The organism is Adlercreutzia faecimuris, assembly GCF_022669055.1.
Lineage (GTDB): Bacteria > Actinomycetota > Coriobacteriia > Coriobacteriales > Eggerthellaceae > Enterorhabdus > Enterorhabdus faecimuris.
On the sequence record NZ_JAJMLW010000002.1, the window covers coordinates 105,914 to 123,001 of the forward strand.

The window sequence follows — 17,088 nt, forward strand, 5'->3', positions numbered from 1 at the left end:
CATGGGGGACAGCCGGCCGGCCGCGCGGCCCGGTGATCCCGCGGCCGCCGACGGTGAGCCCGCGGGCGCCGTCGCCGGCGGGGCGCCCGCGCGGCCGCATCTGGCGCGCGGGGTGGCCTGCGCGCTCGCGGGCGGCGTGTTCTGGGGGTTCTCGGCCAACTGCGCCGAGGTGCTCATGGGCACGTGGGCCGTGCCGGTCGAGTGGATCACCTGCGCGCGCCTGGTGTGCGCCGCCGCCTTCTTCCTGGCCCTCGCCGTCGCGCGGGAGGGGCGCCGGGTGCTCGCCGTCCTCGCCGACGGCTCGTCGCTCGCGCGCATCGCGGGCTTCGCCATCCTGGGCATCCTGCTCACCCAGGTGAGCTACCTGTCGGCCATCGGGCTGGCGGGCGCCGGCACCGCGCTGCTCCTCGAGCAGCTGGGCCTCGTGCTCGTGATGCTGTTCGCCTGCCTCCAGGCGCGCCGCTCGCCATGCCCACGCGAGCTGGCGGGCCTGGCCTGCGCGCTCGCCGGCGTGGTGCTCATCGCCACCCAGGGCGACCTGGGCACGCTCGCGGTGCCCCTGGCCGGGCTCGTGTGGGGCCTCGTGTCGGCGGTGTCGCTCGCCTTCTACAACCTCATGCCCGTCCGCCCGCTCGCACGCTACGGGTCGTTCCTGGTGACGGGTGTCGCCATGGCGCTGGCCGGGGCGGTGGCGCTCATCGCCTTCCGCCCGTGGGAGCAGCCCGTCGTGCTGCCACCGGAGGGCTGGGCCGTGTTCGCCGCCATCGTCGGGGTGGGCACCATCCTCGCCTACCTGCTCTTCGTCCAGGGCATCAAGGACGCCGGGCCCGTGCGCGCCGGGCTCCTCGGCAGCGTGGAGCCGGTCTCGGCGCTCGTTATCTCGGCCGTGTGGCTGGGCACGCCCGTGAGCCCCTGGGACGTCGCGGGCGCGGCGGCCATCGTGGCCATGATCTTCCTGGTGAGCCAGCGCGAGGGCGCGCCCGCGCCGGCCCGCGACGCGCCCCCCTCGGGCTCGCCGGCACCGGCCGGCGGCGACGCGGCGCCGATCCTGTCCGCCCCGTCCGCTGCGGCGCCCGCCTCGCCGGCCCGCGACGCGGCCCTCGGGGATGACGCTGACCTCGCCTGCGACTGAACCTGAAGGCGCCTTAAGGCTTGCGTATTTCCTGTCCGGGCGCCGTCCGGCCGCGGAGGCGCCAGGGGAGGGCCGGCGCGGGGGCGCTATAATCCATGACACTATGGATAAGGCTTCCCGGGAAAAGATCGCCCTCGTCGTGTTCCTGCTCCTCGTCGCGTTCGCCGGCGTGGTGCTGACGAGCTACTTCTCCACCGCGCGCACGTGGAACGTCGCGGCGTCCTTCGTCGACGACACGGTCGGGCGCATGGACGGCTACACCGTCCTCGTCTACGCCGGCACGGTGAGCCCCGAGGACGCGGCCGCCGAGGCCGACCCGGCCGCCGACCCGGCGCCACCCGACGTCGACCCGGCCACCAACAGCATCGGCCTGGCCATCCTGCCGCTCCTCGGCTCCTTCGGGGGCACCGAGGCCGAGGCCCCGACGGTCTTCGTGTCGGACGTGCGCTCGCTCTACGAGCAGAAGGACGCAGCGGTGCTCTCCCTCGACATCGCCGACGCCGCGCGCTACGACGAGCCCCAGATTCTGCGGGCCGGCGGCAAGCGCGTCGGCGTCTACGCGGTCAGCTCCTACGCCTCGGCCACGCTGCTGTCCTGCTACGAGCGCCACCTGCGCGAGGAGGGGGCCGACCTCGTGGTCTGCATCGCGCCGAGCAGCCGGATGCTCGGCTCCTACGACCACGTCGACGTGGTCGTGGTGACCGGCGCGGAGCGGGGGCTGCCGACCACCGGCGAGGACCGCGGGCGCGCCTTCGTGGTGGAGTCGCCCGAGCGCGGGTCGGTGGGGGTGGTGGTCGTCACCTCGAGCAACGTGCGCTCGGCCCGGGTCATCGACCCGCCCGAGGCCTGATCGCCCTAGCTCTCGGGGAAGCGGATGTTGAGGTCGACCGTGCGCCCGATGCCGGCCACCTCGCCCTCGTCGGTGTACTGCCAGATGGAGAAGCGGCCCAGGCGGCTGGGGATGGTGGCGCCGTACTCGGCGAACCAGATGCCGTAGCCCGGCAGGTCGGCGAGCGAGTAGCGGGCCAGGCCCGCGGCGTTGCCGTAGATCATGGCCGGGTAGCCGGCCTCGTCGATGCGGTCGCAGAACGCCTTGGCGTTAGCCGTCATCTGCTCGACGCTCAGGTCGTCGGCGCGCCCCTCGACCCCCTCGACGGGCTCGTGGTCGTAGACGACCGGGTAGTCCAGCTCGCGCCCCTTGAGGTGCTCGATCACGAAGTCGGCCTCGGCGCGCGCCTCCTCCTCGTCTATGGCCTGGGAGAAGAAGTAGACGCCCACGTCCAGGCCCGCCTCCCGCGCGCCGGCGAGGTTCCGGGCGTAGCAGGCGTCCTCGCGCACCTCGCCCTCCGCCGCGCCGCGCCAGCCCAGGCGGATGATGGCGAACTCGATGCCGTCGCCGGCCACGGCGTGCCAGTCGATCTCGCCCTGGTGCTCGGACACGTCGATGCCGGCCGTCGAGGCCACGTGCCCGTCGACGGTGTAGACCATGCGGCCGTCCTCCTCGTGGAGGTCGGCCCAGTCCGGCGTCTGGTGGGACACGAAGTCGGCCGAGGTGGGCCGCGCCGCGGCGGCCGTGGACGAGCAGGAGCCGACGGCGGAGGCGACGCCCCAGGCCATGAGCGCGATGACGACGGCGACGGCCGCGATCCGCGCCCGGCGCGACGCGAGGAGCGCCCCCACCGCGTCCGCCGCCGTCGCGCGGCCCGCCGCCTCGCGCCCCCGCTCCCCGGCCGGCTGGCGGCCCTCGGACGCCCGGCGCTCATCCCCGGCCCGCCGCCCCTCGGCACCGCGCCGGCCCTCGGGCGCCCGCCGCGTCCCCTCGGCCGCCCGGCGCCCGTCGGCCTCGCGGCGTCCGCGCTCCCGCGTCCCCCGCGGCGGCTCCGCCGCGCGCCGCCCGGCGCGGGCCTGCTCCCCGCGCCCCCGCGCGTCCCGGCCCCGATCACCGCGGGCGCGATCCCCCCGTCCGCCCGCGGCCGCCTCCCGCGAGGGAGACGGCTCCGCCCCGCGGGGCCTGCGCCCGCGTGCTTCGTCGCTGTTTCGTTGCCGATTTTCCATACTTGAGAGGATACTACGAAAACAGGCGCGTCCGGCGCGATTATGGCGATAAGGGGGAAATAGCGCCCACAGGTTGTGCGATCCCGTGCTCGCAGGCGCACATGTTGTGCCCGGAGACGAAGAGGGGGCCGGGGCACGCGGCCCCGGCCCCCTCGCCGGCGATCCTTAGGCGGGCGCGTCCCTAGACGATGCCCTCGGCCATCATCGCGGCGGCGACCTTCTCGAAGCCGGCGATGTTGGCGCCCATGACGTAGTTGCCCTCGTGGCCGTAGCGCTTGGCAGCGTCGTCCATGGCGTGGTAGATGCTCACCATGATGCCGTGCAGCTTCTCGTCCACTTCCTCGAAGGACCAGGAGAGGCGCTCGGAGTTCTGCGACATCTCGAGGCCCGAGGTGGCCACGCCGCCGGCGTTGGCGGCCTTGCCGGGGATGAAGGCCACGCCGTTGGCCTGCAGGTACTCGGTGGCGTCGAGCGTGGTGGGCATGTTCGCGCCCTCGGCCAGGAGCTTGCAGCCGTTCTCGACGAGCGCCCTCACGTCGTCGATGAGCACCTCGTTCTGGGTGGCACAGGGCAGCGCGATGTCGCAGGGGGTCACCCACACGCCGCGGCCCTCGTGGTAGGTCACGCCCTCGCGGCGGGCGGCGTACTCGGAGATGCGGCCGCGCTCCACCTCCTTGATCTGCTTCACCAGGGCCACGTCGATGCCCGCCGGGTCGTAGATCCAGCCGGTGGAGTCGGACAGGGTGACCACGGTGGCGCCGAGCTGCTGGGCCTTCTGCGTGGCGTAGATGGCCACGTTGCCGGAGCCGGACACGCACACCGTCTTGCCCTCGAGCGAGTCGCCGTGGCACCTCAGGTACTCGTCCACGATGTAGACCAGGCCGTAGCCGGTGGCCTCGGTGCGGGCGAGCGAGCCGCCGAAGGCCAGGCCCTTGCCGGTGAGCACGCCCTCGAAGACGTTGCGCAGGCGCTTGTACTGGCCGAACATGAAGCCGATCTCGCGGGCGCCCGTGCCGATGTCACCGGCCGGCACGTCGGTGTCGGCGCCGATGTGGCGCTGCAGCTCGGTCATGAACGACTGGCAGAAGCGCATGACCTCGCCGTCGGACTTGCCCTTGGGATCGAAGTCGCAGCCGCCCTTGCCGCCGCCCATGGGCAGGGTGGTCAGGCTGTTCTTGAAGATCTGCTCGAAGCCGAGGAACTTGATGATGCCGAGGTTCACCGAGGGGTGCAGGCGCAGGCCGCCCTTGTAGGGGCCGATGGCGCTGTTGAACTGCACGCGGAACCCGCGGTTGACCTGCACGTGGCCGGCGTCGTCGACCCAGGGGACGCGGAACATGATGACGCGCTCGGGCTCGACGATGCGCTCGAGGAGGCCGGCGGCCTCGTACTCGGGGTGGGCCTCGATGACCGGCTCGAGGGACTGGAGCACCTCGGTGACGGCCTGGATGAACTCCGGCTGCTCGGCGTTCTTCGCCTTCACCTGCTCGATGACGTCGGATACGTAGCTCAAAGCGGACCTCCTCTTATCGGCGGGGACGGGCCCCGCGGGGCGCAAAAGGCGGCCAGGCGGCGGCCCTTCGCTCGCGGACGACGCCATTATAGGAAGCGCGCCTCGGGCCATGGCGATTATTTAACGTTCGCGAAACAAAGGGCCGGCGAGGGGCCCCGCCCCCGCGCCGGCGGCGCCAGACGCGGGGGCGCGTGCGCTACAATGGGCGCGTCAGCTACCGGATGAGGAGAGGTGCGGCCATGGCATACTGCCCCCAGTGCGGCGAGGCCCTCGACGAGGGAGCGCGCTTCTGCGCCGAGTGCGGCGCACCCGTGGAGGGCGCGCGGCCCGCGCCCGGTGGCGCCGGCGCGGGGGCGGGGGACGTCGCGTCGGCCCCGGACGCCACCGTCGCGATGACCGCCGCCCCGCGGGACGCGGCGCCCGCCCGCCCGGACGCCACGGCCGCCGCCCCGGACGCCACCGCCGCGATGCCCCCGGCCGGCGGCGCCGACGCGGCCCGGCGCGCGGCCGACGCGGCCCGGGCGATGGACGCCCTCGGCGCCGGCGCCGGCGGGGTGCGCCCCGTGACCGGCCCGGTGTCGGTGGGGTCGGGCTCGACCCGGCGCATGCCCGCGGTGACGACGCCCCAGGCGCGCCCGGTGGGCTCGCGCCGGCCGGTCACCTACTCGGCGCGCAACACCGTGCGCAGAAGCCGCGTGCCGCTCGTCGTCGGCATCGTCGTGGCGGCGCTGCTGGTGGGTATGGGCGCCTTCGCGGCCGTCACCTGGGCCAACCGCGACCATGCCGGCGGCGGCGCGGCGGGCACGAGCTTCCTGTCCGACGGGGCGGCCGACGCGCCGGCGCCCCCCGCGCCCGACCCGGAGCCCGCCGACGGCCGCGCGCCCGCCACGGCAGAGCGGCTGCCGGGGGCGCAGGATGACGCCCAGGCCGCGCTCGCCGCGTACTACGGCGAGCTGCCCGGTCTCGACGGCCGGGTGTCGGCGGCCGCCCAGGAGTTCAACGGGCTCTACGTCAGCGGCAGCCTGGAGGAGCGCCGCGCCGCCCTCGGCCGCTGCGAGGCCCTGCGCGCCGACATCGCCGAGGCGCGCGACGAGGTAGCGGCCCTCGGCATCCCCGCCGACTCCCCCTACCGCGGCTGCGCCGCCGACATCGCCGCCCTCTACGAGGACCTGTGGCAGCGCATCGACGTCATCGTGCGCTCGTGGGAGGTCGACGTGGGCTTCGAGGATCCCGCCGGGCACTCCGACGAGATCTGCGCGCCCATGGCCGCCGCCAACGAGGGCGGCGTCAACCGCTACCTCAGGGACTACCAGGAGCGCTACCCCGGCGCCGACCCGGCCAAGGTCGAGGCCTAGTCGCGCACGGGCGGAGGCGGATTCGCGCCAAAAAGCGGGCTTGTGAACCCGTGGGGCGCGGGAGGGGCGGCTGAGGCGCCCTCCCAGGAGTCGATGCCCGCATCTTCCCAGGAAAATCCCTCAGCTAACTTCTTCGAAGCTTTCCCCTGCGGTTCACAAGTCCGCTTTTTGGCGGAAACGCGCCGTGCGTCTGACGACCTAGCCGTCCGCGCCCCCGCACCCCCCGCGCCCGGCCGCCGGCCCTCGTGGAATCGCGGTGGCCGCCGCCGGCGCGGGCGCCCCGCGTGGCCCGCCAGCGGTAGAATGGCCCTCCGAGACACGAGGGAGGGAGGCGCCATGGCGCTCGCGACGATGGATGAGGCCCGGCATGTGCTCGCCGAGCGGTTCGGCTACGCCAGCTTCCGCCCGGGGCAGGAGGCCCTGGTCGAGGCCGTGCTCGAGGGCCGCGACGTGCTCGGCGTCATGCCGACGGGCGCGGGCAAGTCGCTGTGCTACCAGGTGCCCGGCGTGGCGGCCCACGGCATGGCGCTCGTGGTGAGCCCGCTCGTGTCGCTCATGGGCGACCAGGTGCGCTCGCTGCTCGACGCCGGCGTGCGCGGCGCCTACCTCAACTCCACGCTCACCCCGGGCCAGCAGGGCACCGTCATGCGCCGCGCGCTCGAGGGCGCCTACGACGTCATGTACGTGGCGCCCGAGCGCCTGGCCGACCCGCGCTTCACCGACTTCGCCGCCCAGGCCGACATCGCGCTCGTCGCCGTGGACGAGGCCCACTGCGTGTCCCAGTGGGGCCAGGACTTCCGCCCGTCCTACCTGGCCGTGGGCGACTTCATCGCCACGCTGCCCGCGCGCCCTCCCGTCTGCGCGCTCACCGCCACGGCCACGGGCCGCGTGCGCGCCGACATCACGCGTCTCCTGGGCCTGCGCGACCCGCTCGTGCTGGTCACCGGGTTCGACCGACCCAACCTGGGCTTCGCCGTGGAGCGTCTGGAGCCCAAGCGCAAGATCGCCCGCATCGCCGCCCGCGCGCTCGCGAGCCCCGCGGAGTCGGGCATCGTCTACTGCTCCACGCGCAAGGACGTCGAGCGCGTCCACGAGGCGCTCGTGGCGGCCGGCGTGCCCGCCACCCGCTACCACGCGGGGCTGGCCAAGGAGGAGCGCGCCGCCAACCAGCGCGCCTTCATCGACGACGACGCGCCCGTGATGGTGGCCACCAACGCCTTCGGCATGGGCATCGACAAGTCCAACGTGCGCTACGTCATCCACCACAACCTGCCCGGCTCCATGGAGGCCTACTACCAGGAGGCGGGCCGCGCCGGCCGCGACGGCGAGCCGTCGGAGTGCCTGCTTCTGTGGAGCGACGGCGACATATCCACCTGCCGCTTCTTCATCGAGCAGGAGTCGGGCAACGAGGAGCTCACGCCCGAGGAGGCCGACGCGGTGCGCGCCACGCGGCGGCGGATGCTCGAGACGATGGTGGGCTACTGCTACACCGTCGACTGCCTGCGCGGCTACATCCTGCGCTACTTCGGCGAGCCGGCCGAGGGCGGCTGCGGCAACTGCGGGAACTGCACTGGCGGCGTGGAGGCGGTCGACGTGACGGCTGAGGCCCGCGCCGTCATGCGCTGCGTGCACGAGCTGCGCGGGCGCTTCGGGAAGGGGATCGTGGCCGACGTGCTGCGCGGGCACGCCTCGGATCGCGTGGAGGAGCTGGGGCTCTCCGCCTGCGGCTGCTTCGGCGACCTGGCCGAGGGCGCGCCCGCGGGGCCGGCCGGCACGCCGCTTCCCGCCGCGGTGCCGGCGGCGCGCATCCGCGAGGTGGTGGAGCTTCTGGCCGCGGGCGGGTACCTGGTGGTGACCGAGGGGACGTACCCGACGGTGCAGCTGGGCCCGCGCTTCCGCGAGGCGGCCGAGCCCGGGTTCTCGCTGGCCATGAAGTCGGTGTCGCGCAAGGCCGCCCGCGGCGGCGCCGGCGCGGGCGGCGGCCGCGCCTTCGGGAGCTCGGGCGGCGCGCCCGCGGGCGACGAGGGGCTCTTCGAGTGCCTACGCGCTCTGCGCAAGGACATCGCGACCAAGCTGGGAAAGCCGCCCTACGTCGTGTTCTCGGACGCGACCCTGCGCGACATGTGCGCCCGCCGCCCCGCCACCGACGAGGAGTTCCTCGAGGTGTCCGGCGTCGGTCTCGCCAAGCTCAAGCGCTACGGCGCCGACTTCATGGCCGCCATCCGCGATTACGAGGGGGAATAGAAAAAGCGGCCGGCAGGATTGTGTCCTGCCGGCCGCCCCTGGGTTCTAGCAGTCTCCCTACGCCCAGACGGCTCGCATGAAGTCGGCGTAGACGTCGTCGATGATGGAGGCGGTGCGGCCGACGAGCTCGGTGAGCACCTCGCCGGCGGTGGGCTCGGAGATGATGGCGTCGGCCTCGGCGATGAGGTCGTTGTCGTCGTCGATGTAGAACTTCACCCAGCGGAAGCGCGTATTTGCGCTGTTCACGGCCAGGAGCACCGCGGCGGTCTTGTCCGCCGGGATCGAGGCGATGGGGGACGTGACCACCTGGGCGCTCTCGCCGTCGAAGTCGAAGAAGACGTGGATGCGGACGTGGTTGTAGGAGAAGTCGCCGCCGCCGAAGTTGAGGGCCACGAGCGGCTTGTCGCCCTCGGCCACCTCCACGCGGTCGAACTTGAGCCCGTGGGCCTCCAGCGCGCGCTCGAAGTCGAGGGCCTGGGACGCTGCGTCTGCCATGTTGGTTCCTTTCGCCGGTTTCTCTCTGCTGCCTATGTTAGCGCTCCTCGGGCGCTGCTGCGTTCAGAATGTCCTCGCAGGATCGCAGCTCCGCGAGGAAACGGGCGCGCTCCGCGGCGGCCGGGTCGGCCTCGGGAAGGGGAGCGGCGGTCACCTCGGCCGGGGCGGCGCCGGTCACCGGCGCGGCATCCGGAGCAGCCGGGGCGGGCGCGGTGGAGCTGCCCGCCCCGGCGGGCGCGGACGGGATGGTGCCGACGCCACCGGCGGCGGACGGGGCGGTCGCCGCGGGCGCGGCTGCGGGCTGCGTGGGCAGCGCGGGCACCGCGGCCTGCGCCTCCTCGGCGGCCTCGCGGGCCTCCTTCACGCCCCTGCCGCCGAGGGCCGCCTTCAGGCTGGCCAGCAGGTCGGACTCTTCAGGCTTCGTGCTCATCGGACTTCCTCCTCGCCGGCGCCGTCGGCCGGCGCCCCTTCCTCGTCCTCGCCAGCCCCGCCGCCCGCGCGGTGGCGCTCCCACAGCGCGACGATCTCCTCGCCGCGCAGCGTGCGGCCCGTGAGCAGCGCGTCGCGCAGCGCCTCGAAGGCCGCCGCGTTCCCGTCGATGACCTCCCGCGCCCGGGCGAGCGCCGCGGCCATGAGTTCGTTCATCCGCGCCAGCACCGCCTCGGGCAGCTCGGCGGTGGGGCAGCGCTCGCCGCGGGCGTCCGGCGCCACCAGCTGCACGAGGCCCGCGCCCGACATGCCGTAGGTGGCCACGTAGGCGCGCGCGAGCGCCGTGGCCTGGGTGAGATCGGAGCTGTTGCCGGCCGAGAACGCCCCGCACTCGCGCTCCTCGGCGGCCATGCCCGCCATGAGCATGGCCAGCTCGGCCTGAAGATCGGCGGCGGTGGGCAGGGGCCGGGCCCGGTTCTTCTCGTGCTGGACGTAGCCGAGGGTGCCGGTGCCCTCCTGCTCGATGGTGACCGCCTTCACGTCGGTGCGCCCCGTCTCGGCCAGGCCGACGAGCGCGTGGCCCGCCTCGTGGGCCGCCACGCGCCGGCGCGCGTCGTCGCCCGCCACGTCCACCGGGTCGAAGACCGTCGTGGCCGACAGCTTGCAGAAGTGCCCGACGTCCGGCACGTCGTCTGCCAGCACCTCGCGCACGTCCCCGCCCGCGCGGCCGGCGCGCCGGGCGATCACCTGCTGGAGCACCTCGTCGACGAAGCGGCCGTTGCCGAAGTTCTCGACGTTGTGGAAGTAGCGCAGCACGTCGGCCGCGGCCGCGAGCGCCCCCTCCTCCAGCGCAAGGCCGGCCGCCTCGGCCTTGCGGCGAAGCATCTCGGCCAGGTCGTCGGGCTCGTAGTCCTCGAAGCGCAGGCGGTAGCCGATGCGCGAGGCTATGCCCGGGTTCGCGTCGAGGAACGCGCGCATGGGCCCGTCGTAGCCGGCGAGCATCACCACGAGCTCGCCCTTGCGGTCCTCCATCGCCTTCACGAGGATGGCGAGCGCCTCCTGGCCCGATGAGGTCTCGGTGAGCGCGTAGGCCTCGTCGATGAACAGCACGCCGCCGAGCGCCCGCTCGATGAGCTTGGTCGTCTCGTCGGAGGTGCCGCCCACGTACCAGCTGACCAGGTCCTTCGCCTGCACCTCGGTGAAGCGGTCGCCGGGCACGGCGCCCGTGGCGAACAGCACGCGCCCGATGATGCGCGCCATGGTGGTCTTGCCGGTGCCGGCCGGGCCGGTGAGCGCCATGTGCAGGTTCTGCGGCGGCAGCGCGAGGCCCTCGGCGGCCGCGCGGGCGCGGAACGCGGTGACGCGCTCGATCTCGCGCACGCGCTCCTTGACCTCGTCGAGCCCCACGATGGGCGCCATCAGCTCGTCGGCCGTGGCGCAGGCCCCGTCGAGCACGTCCATCATCTCGCGGCGCGAGGGGATGTCGGCGGCCTCGATCACGCGGGTGGCCTCGCGGCCCTCGTCGCGCGCGGCCACGGCGTGCCGCACGAGCGCGCGCTGGAGCACCTCGCAGGCGAAGCGCCCGTTGCCGAAGCTCTTGAACCCGGCGAAGTAGCCGAACAGCTCGTCGAGCCGCGCGTCCACGCCGGGGCCGGCCTCGAAGCCGCCGCGGGCGAGCTCGAGGGCGAACACCTCGGCCAGCTCGTCGCGGGTGAGGTCGGCGAAGTGGAAGGTGTAGCCGATGCGGGACGCCAGGCCCGGGTTCGCGTCGATGAAGTCGGCCATCTCGCGCTCGTAGCCGGCCACGATGACCACCAGATCGTCGCGGTAGTCCTCCATGAGCTTGACGAGCTCGGCCAAAGCCTCGTAGCCGAAGGAGGCGGAGTGGTGCGGATCGGGCGCCAGCGCGTAGGCCTCGTCGATGAACAGCACGCCGCCGCGCGCCCTCTGCACCACGTCGAACACCTGCTTGTCGGTGTGGCCCACGTAGCGTGCGATGAGGTCCTTCGACGTGACCTCCACGCACTTGTTCTGGCTGATGATCCCTATCTTGTAGAGCATGGTGGCGATGATGCGCGCCACGGTGGTCTTGCCGGTGCCGGGGTTGCCCATGAAGGCCATGTGCAGGTTGGTCTTGGGCATGGAGAGGCCCTGGCCCTCGGCCTGCTTGGCGAACAGCGCGTAGGCCTCCAGCTGGCGGATGGTCTCCTTCACCGAGCGCAGGCCGACGATGCCGTCGAGCATCTCCTGGAGCGAGGACGATCGGTAGCGGCTCGGCGGCAGGGCCAGCACGCCGCGGGCGTTGGAGGTCTTGGCCAGGTAGTCAGCGAGCTCCTTGCCGCGGAAGGGGAGGATGTCGAGGTTGAAGTCGACGAAGGCGGTGAACTCGGCGCGGAAGGCGTCGTCGGCCTCGGCGCGCACGGCCTCGTCGAGCTCCTCGAGGTAGAGCTCGTAGATGTCGGCGGCGGAAAGCCCCGCCAGCTCGAGCCGGTGCTCTCCGAGCAGGAGCTCGAGGGTGGGGGACAGCCCCAGGAACCGGGCGAGCTCGCCCTTGGTGCCGGCGAGCACGAGGTAGCGGTGGTCCACCACGTGCCCGAAGCGCTCCACCAGGTAGCGGGCTGAGAAGTCGCGCTCGGGGTCGCGCTCGAAGAAGTCGTCGAGCCGGTCGACGACGTAGAGGCGCCGGGCCTTGAGGTTCTCGTCGCGGGTGGCGTGGAAGGTGGCCTCCACCGGGTTCACCGAGCGCAGGAGCGCGCCGATGTGGCGCCGCTCGAGGCCGTCCTCGTCGATCTTGCCCATCTTCGCCAGGATGTGGGCCAGGTCGGCCGTGAACTCGTCGAGGTAGGTGTCGTCGTCCACCACGAGGATGCCCGAGAAGTCGTCCTCGGAGCGGGCGAGCAGCAGGTTGAGCGCCGTGTCCGAGCGGATGAGGCGCGGCGCCCAGGTGCGGCGGAAGCGCGCGATGGCCCGAGACACGTCGAGGGCCTCGGAGTAGAGGGGGATGACGGTGGCGCCCAGGTCGTCCAGGGCGCGGAAGCACGCGGCTAGGGCGAAGGGGCACAGCGCGCGGGGGCACGCGTCGCCGCGGGAGCACTTGAGGTCGCCGTGGCCCTGCTTCATGACGGCGCCGCGGGCCCGGGGAAGCGTGCCGTCCAGAAGCGCGCAGGCGCCCGCGTCCACGCAGCCGGCGGCCACGGCGGCCGCGGCGGCGGGGTCGGGAAGCGCGAAGCCGATGGCGCGCCCTCCCAGGGCCTCGTCCTCCACGACGGCCACGAGCCCCTCGTCGAAGAGCGCCCCGGCCGCCTCCTGGGCGGCGGCGTCCTCGGCCTCGAGGCTGTCGAGGACCGACTCGACGTCGGTGCGGGTGTAGGTGAGCGCGCGCCGCATCAGGCCGTCCCGCCTTCCGCGACGGCGCCGTCGTCCCCGGCGCCCAGCCCCTCGCCGTGGGCGGCGAGGATGGCGCGCAGGTGGTCGGCGTAGGCGCGGGCCAGCGACGTCGGCTTCTCCACCACCACGGCGTCGCCGAATTGGGCGAGCCAGCCGAACAGCACGGGGCTGGCCATGGCGGTGGCGGCCACGTGGGCCCAGCCCTCGCCGGCCGGCGTGGCGGTCACGTCGCGGCCGAGGCGGTCGATCACGCCGCTCATGGCGTCCTCGCGCACGCGCAGCGTCAGGGGCACCGGGTCGCCCTGGTACATCCCGAAGGCGCGGCGCTCGTGCTCGGCCACGTCGAACGACGATATCAGCTCGCTTCTCGCCGCCTTCTCGTCGCAGATCATGAGCGAGGTCATGCGGTCGACGCGGTAGGTGACGAGGCTGTCGTGGCGGTCGTTGTAGGCGATGAGGTAGTAGAAGCCGTCGCTGTAGACCAGCTGCACCGGCGTCTCGACGTAGGGCTGGCCGCCGTGCTGCATGACGCGGCGCTTGTCGACGCCGTACTTGAAGTACTTGAACGACACCTTGCGCTTCTCGCGCAGGGCCTCGTGGATGCAGTCGACGTTGGAGAAGACGCTCTCGTTCTGCGTCTTGACGCGGCCCTCGACGTGGGTGCGCTTGGCGAGCGCCTTGGCCTGGTGGCGCGACCCGAGGGTCTTGATGGAGCGCACGAGCGCGTCGGACTTGCCCTGGGTGAGGAAGCGCGACCCCTGGACGGCGTCGGCGAGCAGCAGCATCTCGGACAGCGAGAACTCGCGGCTGGCCAGGGCGTACTCCACGGGGCGGCGCGGCAGGGTGGTGATGTCGAGGCCGAAGGAGCGCAGCGCCTCGATGTCGCGGTAGATGGCCTTGCGCTCGGCGGTGATGCCCTTGCCGGCCAGGTGCTCGAGGATCTGCGGCATGGTGAGCCCGTGGTCGGGGTCGGTCTCCTCGTGGAAGAGGCGCACGAGGTGGAGGAGCTTGAGCTTCTGGTTCTCCTGGGGCATGGCGTACTCCCGGTCGCGGCGCGCCGTGGCGAGGACCCGGGAGGCCCGGGCGCGGCCGACGCGCGAAAGGCTTCTGTGAGTACCGATTATAGTACAGCTTGGGAAGGGGCGGGGACTATTATGGGCGCATTCGGACGGTCATTCGCGACGGACGGCCCCGGTGGGGCCCGTCGGGTGGGAGGTAGCCATGGAATCGAGGATCATCGCGTTTCGGGAGGCGCGCGGGGACGCGGCGGCGGGTGCGGCCGGGGCCGGGATTGCCGCGCGGGCCGGGGAGACCGGCGGGACGGGCGCGCGGGCCGCGCAGTCCGGCGGGGACGCGGCGGCGCGGCGGCGGGTGCACGCGGGGGCCGGGGCCGGCCCGGGGCGCTCGCTTCCCCTGGTGGAGAGCACGGCCGTGGCGGGGACGCGCCACGTGCCCGGGGTGCGCTCGCTGGCCGAGGGGCTCGCCCCCGGCGACGAGCTGGCGCTGGTGCGGGACCGGCGCAACCCCTACGACCCCTGGGCCACCGAGGTGCGCGACGGCCGCGGCAACCGCCTGGGGTACGTGTCCTGCGAGCACAACGAGGTGGTGGCGCGCCTCCTGGACGGCGGCCGCGACGTGGCCGGCGTGGTGGGGTCGGTGGACCAGCTGGGGAACTGGACGCGCATCCAGATGGAGGTGAGGCTCTATGCCTAGGATGATGGCGGCGGCCGCGTGCGGCGCGGCGGCGATGGCGCCTGCGGGCGCGGGGCGCGTGCGGCCGGCCGGCGCGGCGGCGCGGGCGCGGGAGCGCGGGACGGCGGGCGCGTCCCGGGGGCCGCAGGCGGCGCCCGTGCGCCGGGCGGATCCCGTGCGGCGGCCGGGGGCGAGCCTGGCCGAGGCGGCTCGCGCCGCGCTCGCGCCGCGCCCGCGCGCGGTGGGGCTCGGCGCGCGGGCGTCGTGGCTGCTGTTCGGCTCGCCGAGCGTGCGGCGCGCCAACGGCGGGGCCGAGGCGAGCCTCGTGCCCGGGCGGCTGCGGGGCGAGCGCTGGCGGGCCCGGCGCGCCGCGACGCCGGTGTTCGCCGTCGACCGCCGCGGCCGCGGGGCCGCCGAGCGCCTGCCCCGGGTGTGGGTGAGCGAGCCGGTGCTCGACCCGGCCACGGGCGAGCGCGTCGGGCGGGTGCTCACCGGGTCCTATCCCAACGACCGCGACCCCGGCGGCGCCAAGGCGCGCCAGCTCGCCGACGGCCTGTTCGCCGAGGCCCTGGCGACCTGCGACGCTGCCGACGCCGAGCTGCGCGCCGAGTGCTTCCGCGCCGCCGAGCTGCTCTACCTGCACGCCGCCGAGCGCGGGGACGCGGGGGCGTGGGGGCGGCTGGGGGTCATCTACCGCGACGACCTGGGCCGGGGCCGCTACTGGCGGACGCGGCTCGAGGAGCGGGCCCTGCACACGGCCCCGCGCCCGCTGGCCGCCCGCGCCGCGGAGTGCCTGCGCCGCGGGGCCGAGGCGGCCGACGCCGAGGCCTGCTGGGCGCTCGGCGACATGACGGCGGCCGGTGAGGGATGCGTGGCCGACCCGGCTCGGGCGCTCGCCTGGTACGCCCGGGCCCGCGAGCTGGCGCTGGCCTCCGGCGACGACGCGGCCCTCGGCAACGCGGCCCTGCGCCTGGCCCGCGCCTGCGAGGGGGCGCTCGGGCGGCCGCACTCCTTCGAGGAGGCGCAGGCGTGGTACGAGGAGGCCGCCGACGCGCTCGGCCGGGCCCTCGGCGAGGGCGCCTGGTTCTTCAAGCGGCCGCTCCACGAGGCCCGCGTGGGCGCCCGGCGCATGGCCCAGGAGATCCACGGCGGCTACTAGGCGCCCCGGTTGCGACGAAGCCCCCCCCGGCGGACGGTCGCCGGGGGCCTCGCGGGGTCGTGACGGGGCCGGAATCGTGGCGGGCCGGGGCGCCGGCGGGCGATGCCCGCGACGCGCTCCGCGCCCGCCGTGGCCCGCGCTACTGCGTGATGAGCGCGATGCCCTGGTCGAGCCGCGCCTCGTCGAGGGCGCCCATGGCGCGCCCGGCGACGTTGCCGTCGGCGTCGACGAACCAGGTCTGCGGGATGGAGCTCACCCCGTAGGCGCGCGCCGCCGAGCCGTTCTGGTCGAAGAAGACGGGGAAGCTGTAGTCCTCGGCCTCGATGAGGCGCATCGCCGTCTCGCGCGACTCGCCGTTCATGCCCGTCATGTTGACCATGAGGAACTGCACCTCGTCGCCGTAGCGGTCGAAGGCGGCCTGGAAGGCGGGCATCTCGTGCTGGCACGGGCCGCACCAGCTGGCCCAGAAGTTGAGCACGACGGGCCGCCCGCGGAAGTCGGCCAGGGTGACCTCGCGGCCGTCGGCGTCTACGGCGGTGAAGTCGGGCGCGGCCACGGGCTCGGACGCCGCGCCGGCGGAGGAGCCGTCCGCGCGGCCCGGCGCGGCGTTGCCGCCGGGCTGGGAGGCCTCGGGCTTGTAGGAGGGCTGGGCGACGAGATCCTCCCTCTCGGCCGCGGGCGCCAGCGCGTTGTAGGCCACGCCGGCGGCCACCAGCAGCACGGCGAAGGCGACGATGCCGATGAGGAGCGCGCGGTGGCTCTTGCGGTCGGCCGCCGCGGGGCCGCCCGCCCCGCCGGGCCTCGGGCCGCTCGCCTCGGGCGGCATGCCGGCCGCCTCGGGTCGCGTGTCGTCCGCCGCGTCGGGCCGCGCGTCGGTCGTCTCGGGTCGCTTCTCTTCCATGGTCTGGTCCTTTCTAGCTCAGCAGCGACAGCAGGTTGCCCAGAAGGCCCGTGGCCATGAGGATGCCCACGGCGACGAGGAACCAGCCGCACGCCTTGGTGATGACGTCGTAGTGGCGCTTGATGGCGTCGAAGGCGCCCTTCAGCTTGTCGATGAGCACGGCGGCCAGGACGAAGGGCAGCCCCAGCCCGGCCGAGTAGCACAGAAGCATCCCCACGCCCACGGCCACCGACCCCTGGGTGGAGGCCAGCATGAGCGCCGAGCCCAGGAAGGCTCCGACGCAGGGCGTCCAGCCGACGGAGAACACCACGCCGAAGGCCATCGACGAGGCGAACCCCAGCTGGCGGCCGGCCATCGAGGCGCTTGTGCCGCGCAGGAAGCCCAGCTTGACCACGCCGAGGAAGTACAGGCCGAACAGGACGACCACGGCGCCGCAGACGACGTTGACGATGCCCTGGTACGCGACGAGGAAGGCGCCCACCGAGGAGGCGAGCGCGCCCATGGCCACGAACACGACGGTGAAGCCGAGCACGAAGCCGAGGGCGTTCTTGAGCACCGTGCGCACCGGCGCCTCCTCGCCGGCGGCGAAGTAGGTGACGTAGAGGGGGATCATGGGCAGCAGGCAGGGCGACACGAAGGTGATGACGCCCTCGAGGAACGATATGAGGTACTGCATGGCCTGCCTTCCCGTCTGTCGCGCCGTCGGGGCGCGCTGCCCATGGGAGG

Annotated in this window: 14 protein-coding genes; 6 read left to right on the forward strand and 8 right to left on the reverse strand. The window is 74.0% G+C overall.

Going from position 1 to position 17,088, the window contains the following annotated elements; genetic code table 11:
* The first annotated feature begins 1 nt into the window (after nucleotide 1).
* Both LPT13_RS05645 and LPT13_RS05650 read left to right on the forward strand, forming a co-directional pair.
* Entirely contained in the window at nucleotides 2-1,132 is a 1,131-nt protein-coding gene (locus LPT13_RS05645; RefSeq protein WP_242164469.1) for a DMT family transporter, read from the forward strand.
* 103 nt (nucleotides 1,133-1,235) lie between these two features.
* Complete coding sequence (locus tag LPT13_RS05650) at nucleotides 1,236-1,982, forward strand: hypothetical protein (RefSeq protein WP_242164471.1); 747 nt, start codon at nucleotides 1,236-1,238, stop codon at nucleotides 1,980-1,982.
* Between the two features lie 5 nt (nucleotides 1,983-1,987).
* Here LPT13_RS05650 and LPT13_RS05655 read toward each other — a convergent pair whose 3' ends face one another.
* Nucleotides 1,988-2,812 (reverse strand): glycoside hydrolase family 25 protein, encoded by an 825-nt coding sequence (locus LPT13_RS05655; protein ID WP_242164473.1) that lies wholly within the window; start codon nucleotides 2,810-2,812, stop codon nucleotides 1,988-1,990.
* Nucleotides 2,813-3,368: 556 nt separating this feature from the next.
* On the reverse strand, nucleotides 3,369-4,700 hold the full coding sequence (gene gdhA, locus LPT13_RS05660) for an NADP-specific glutamate dehydrogenase (protein WP_242164474.1): 1,332 nt from the start codon (nucleotides 4,698-4,700) through the stop codon (nucleotides 3,369-3,371).
* A 239-nt stretch (nucleotides 4,701-4,939) separates the two neighbouring features.
* Here gdhA and LPT13_RS05665 point away from each other — a divergent pair, with 239 nt between their 5' ends.
* Both LPT13_RS05665 and LPT13_RS05670 read left to right on the forward strand, forming a co-directional pair.
* Nucleotides 4,940-6,055, forward strand: coding sequence for a zinc ribbon domain-containing protein (locus tag LPT13_RS05665; protein WP_242164476.1), 1,116 nt, complete (start codon nucleotides 4,940-4,942; stop codon nucleotides 6,053-6,055).
* Between the two features lie 336 nt (nucleotides 6,056-6,391).
* The gene (locus LPT13_RS05670) at nucleotides 6,392-8,299 is read left to right on the forward strand and encodes a RecQ family ATP-dependent DNA helicase (RefSeq protein WP_242164478.1); all 1,908 of its coding nucleotides are present in this window, start codon (nucleotides 6,392-6,394) and stop codon (nucleotides 8,297-8,299) included.
* 57 nt (nucleotides 8,300-8,356) lie between these two features.
* Here the strand turns inward: LPT13_RS05670 and LPT13_RS05675 are convergent, their stop codons facing one another.
* Genes LPT13_RS05675 through LPT13_RS05690 form a run of 4 tightly spaced genes read right to left on the reverse strand, consistent with a single transcriptional unit; the run spans nucleotide 8,357 to nucleotide 13,644 of the window.
* Nucleotides 8,357-8,794: a type III secretion system chaperone family protein gene (locus LPT13_RS05675; RefSeq protein WP_242164481.1), complete on the reverse strand. Its 438-nt coding sequence runs from the start codon at nucleotides 8,792-8,794 to the stop codon at nucleotides 8,357-8,359.
* Nucleotides 8,795-8,831: 37 nt separating this feature from the next.
* Nucleotides 8,832-9,224 (reverse strand): hypothetical protein, encoded by a 393-nt coding sequence (locus tag LPT13_RS05680; protein ID WP_242164483.1) that lies wholly within the window; start codon nucleotides 9,222-9,224, stop codon nucleotides 8,832-8,834.
* Nucleotides 9,221-12,610, reverse strand: a complete 3,390-nt coding sequence (locus tag LPT13_RS05685) for an AAA family ATPase (RefSeq protein ID WP_242164485.1) — start codon at nucleotides 12,608-12,610, stop codon at nucleotides 9,221-9,223. Before LPT13_RS05685 ends, LPT13_RS05680 begins: the two co-directional genes overlap by 4 nt.
* A complete protein-coding gene (locus LPT13_RS05690; protein WP_242164487.1) occupies nucleotides 12,610-13,644 on the reverse strand; it encodes a helix-turn-helix transcriptional regulator in 1,035 nt (344 codons plus the stop codon). The genes LPT13_RS05685 and LPT13_RS05690 overlap by 1 nt, the downstream gene beginning before the upstream one ends.
* Before the next feature lie 187 nt (nucleotides 13,645-13,831).
* Here LPT13_RS05690 and LPT13_RS05695 point away from each other — a divergent pair, with 187 nt between their 5' ends.
* Entirely contained in the window at nucleotides 13,832-14,323 is a 492-nt protein-coding gene (locus tag LPT13_RS05695; protein ID WP_242164489.1) for an HIRAN domain-containing protein, read from the forward strand.
* On the forward strand, nucleotides 14,316-15,461 hold the full coding sequence (locus LPT13_RS05700) for a tetratricopeptide repeat protein (protein WP_242164490.1): 1,146 nt from the start codon (nucleotides 14,316-14,318) through the stop codon (nucleotides 15,459-15,461). Before LPT13_RS05695 ends, LPT13_RS05700 begins: the two co-directional genes overlap by 8 nt.
* Nucleotides 15,462-15,600: 139 nt before the next feature.
* Here LPT13_RS05700 and LPT13_RS05705 read toward each other — a convergent pair whose 3' ends face one another.
* Both LPT13_RS05705 and LPT13_RS05710 read right to left on the reverse strand, forming a co-directional pair.
* Nucleotides 15,601-16,362: a TlpA family protein disulfide reductase gene (locus LPT13_RS05705; RefSeq protein WP_242164493.1), complete on the reverse strand. Its 762-nt coding sequence runs from the start codon at nucleotides 16,360-16,362 to the stop codon at nucleotides 15,601-15,603.
* 13 nt (nucleotides 16,363-16,375) lie between these two features.
* Entirely contained in the window at nucleotides 16,376-17,038 is a 663-nt protein-coding gene (locus LPT13_RS05710) for a cytochrome c biogenesis CcdA family protein (RefSeq protein ID WP_242164495.1), read from the reverse strand.
* Nucleotides 17,039-17,088: the final 50 nt, after the last annotated feature.

Bases quoted from the DNA above. Each gene is read 5' to 3' on its own strand.
- LPT13_RS05645 (WP_242164469.1), top strand. From the start codon at position 2: ATGGGGGACAGCCGGCCGGCCGCGCGGCCCGGTGATCCCGCGGCCGCC.
- LPT13_RS05650 (WP_242164471.1), top strand. From the start codon at position 1,236: ATGGATAAGGCTTCCCGGGAAAAGATCGCCCTCGTCGTGTTCCTGCTC.
- LPT13_RS05665 (WP_242164476.1), top strand. From the start codon at position 4,940: ATGGCATACTGCCCCCAGTGCGGCGAGGCCCTCGACGAGGGAGCGCGC.
- LPT13_RS05670 (WP_242164478.1), top strand. From the start codon at position 6,392: ATGGCGCTCGCGACGATGGATGAGGCCCGGCATGTGCTCGCCGAGCGG.
- LPT13_RS05675 (WP_242164481.1), bottom strand. From the start codon at position 8,794: ATGGCAGACGCAGCGTCCCAGGCCCTCGACTTCGAGCGCGCGCTGGAG.
- LPT13_RS05680 (WP_242164483.1), bottom strand. From the start codon at position 9,224: ATGAGCACGAAGCCTGAAGAGTCCGACCTGCTGGCCAGCCTGAAGGCG.
- LPT13_RS05685 (WP_242164485.1), bottom strand. From the start codon at position 12,610: ATGCGGCGCGCGCTCACCTACACCCGCACCGACGTCGAGTCGGTCCTC.
- LPT13_RS05690 (WP_242164487.1), bottom strand. From the start codon at position 13,644: ATGCCCCAGGAGAACCAGAAGCTCAAGCTCCTCCACCTCGTGCGCCTC.
- LPT13_RS05695 (WP_242164489.1), top strand. From the start codon at position 13,832: ATGGAATCGAGGATCATCGCGTTTCGGGAGGCGCGCGGGGACGCGGCG.
- LPT13_RS05700 (WP_242164490.1), top strand. From the start codon at position 14,316: ATGCCTAGGATGATGGCGGCGGCCGCGTGCGGCGCGGCGGCGATGGCG.
- LPT13_RS05705 (WP_242164493.1), bottom strand. From the start codon at position 16,362: ATGGAAGAGAAGCGACCCGAGACGACCGACGCGCGGCCCGACGCGGCG.
- LPT13_RS05710 (WP_242164495.1), bottom strand. From the start codon at position 17,038: ATGCAGTACCTCATATCGTTCCTCGAGGGCGTCATCACCTTCGTGTCG.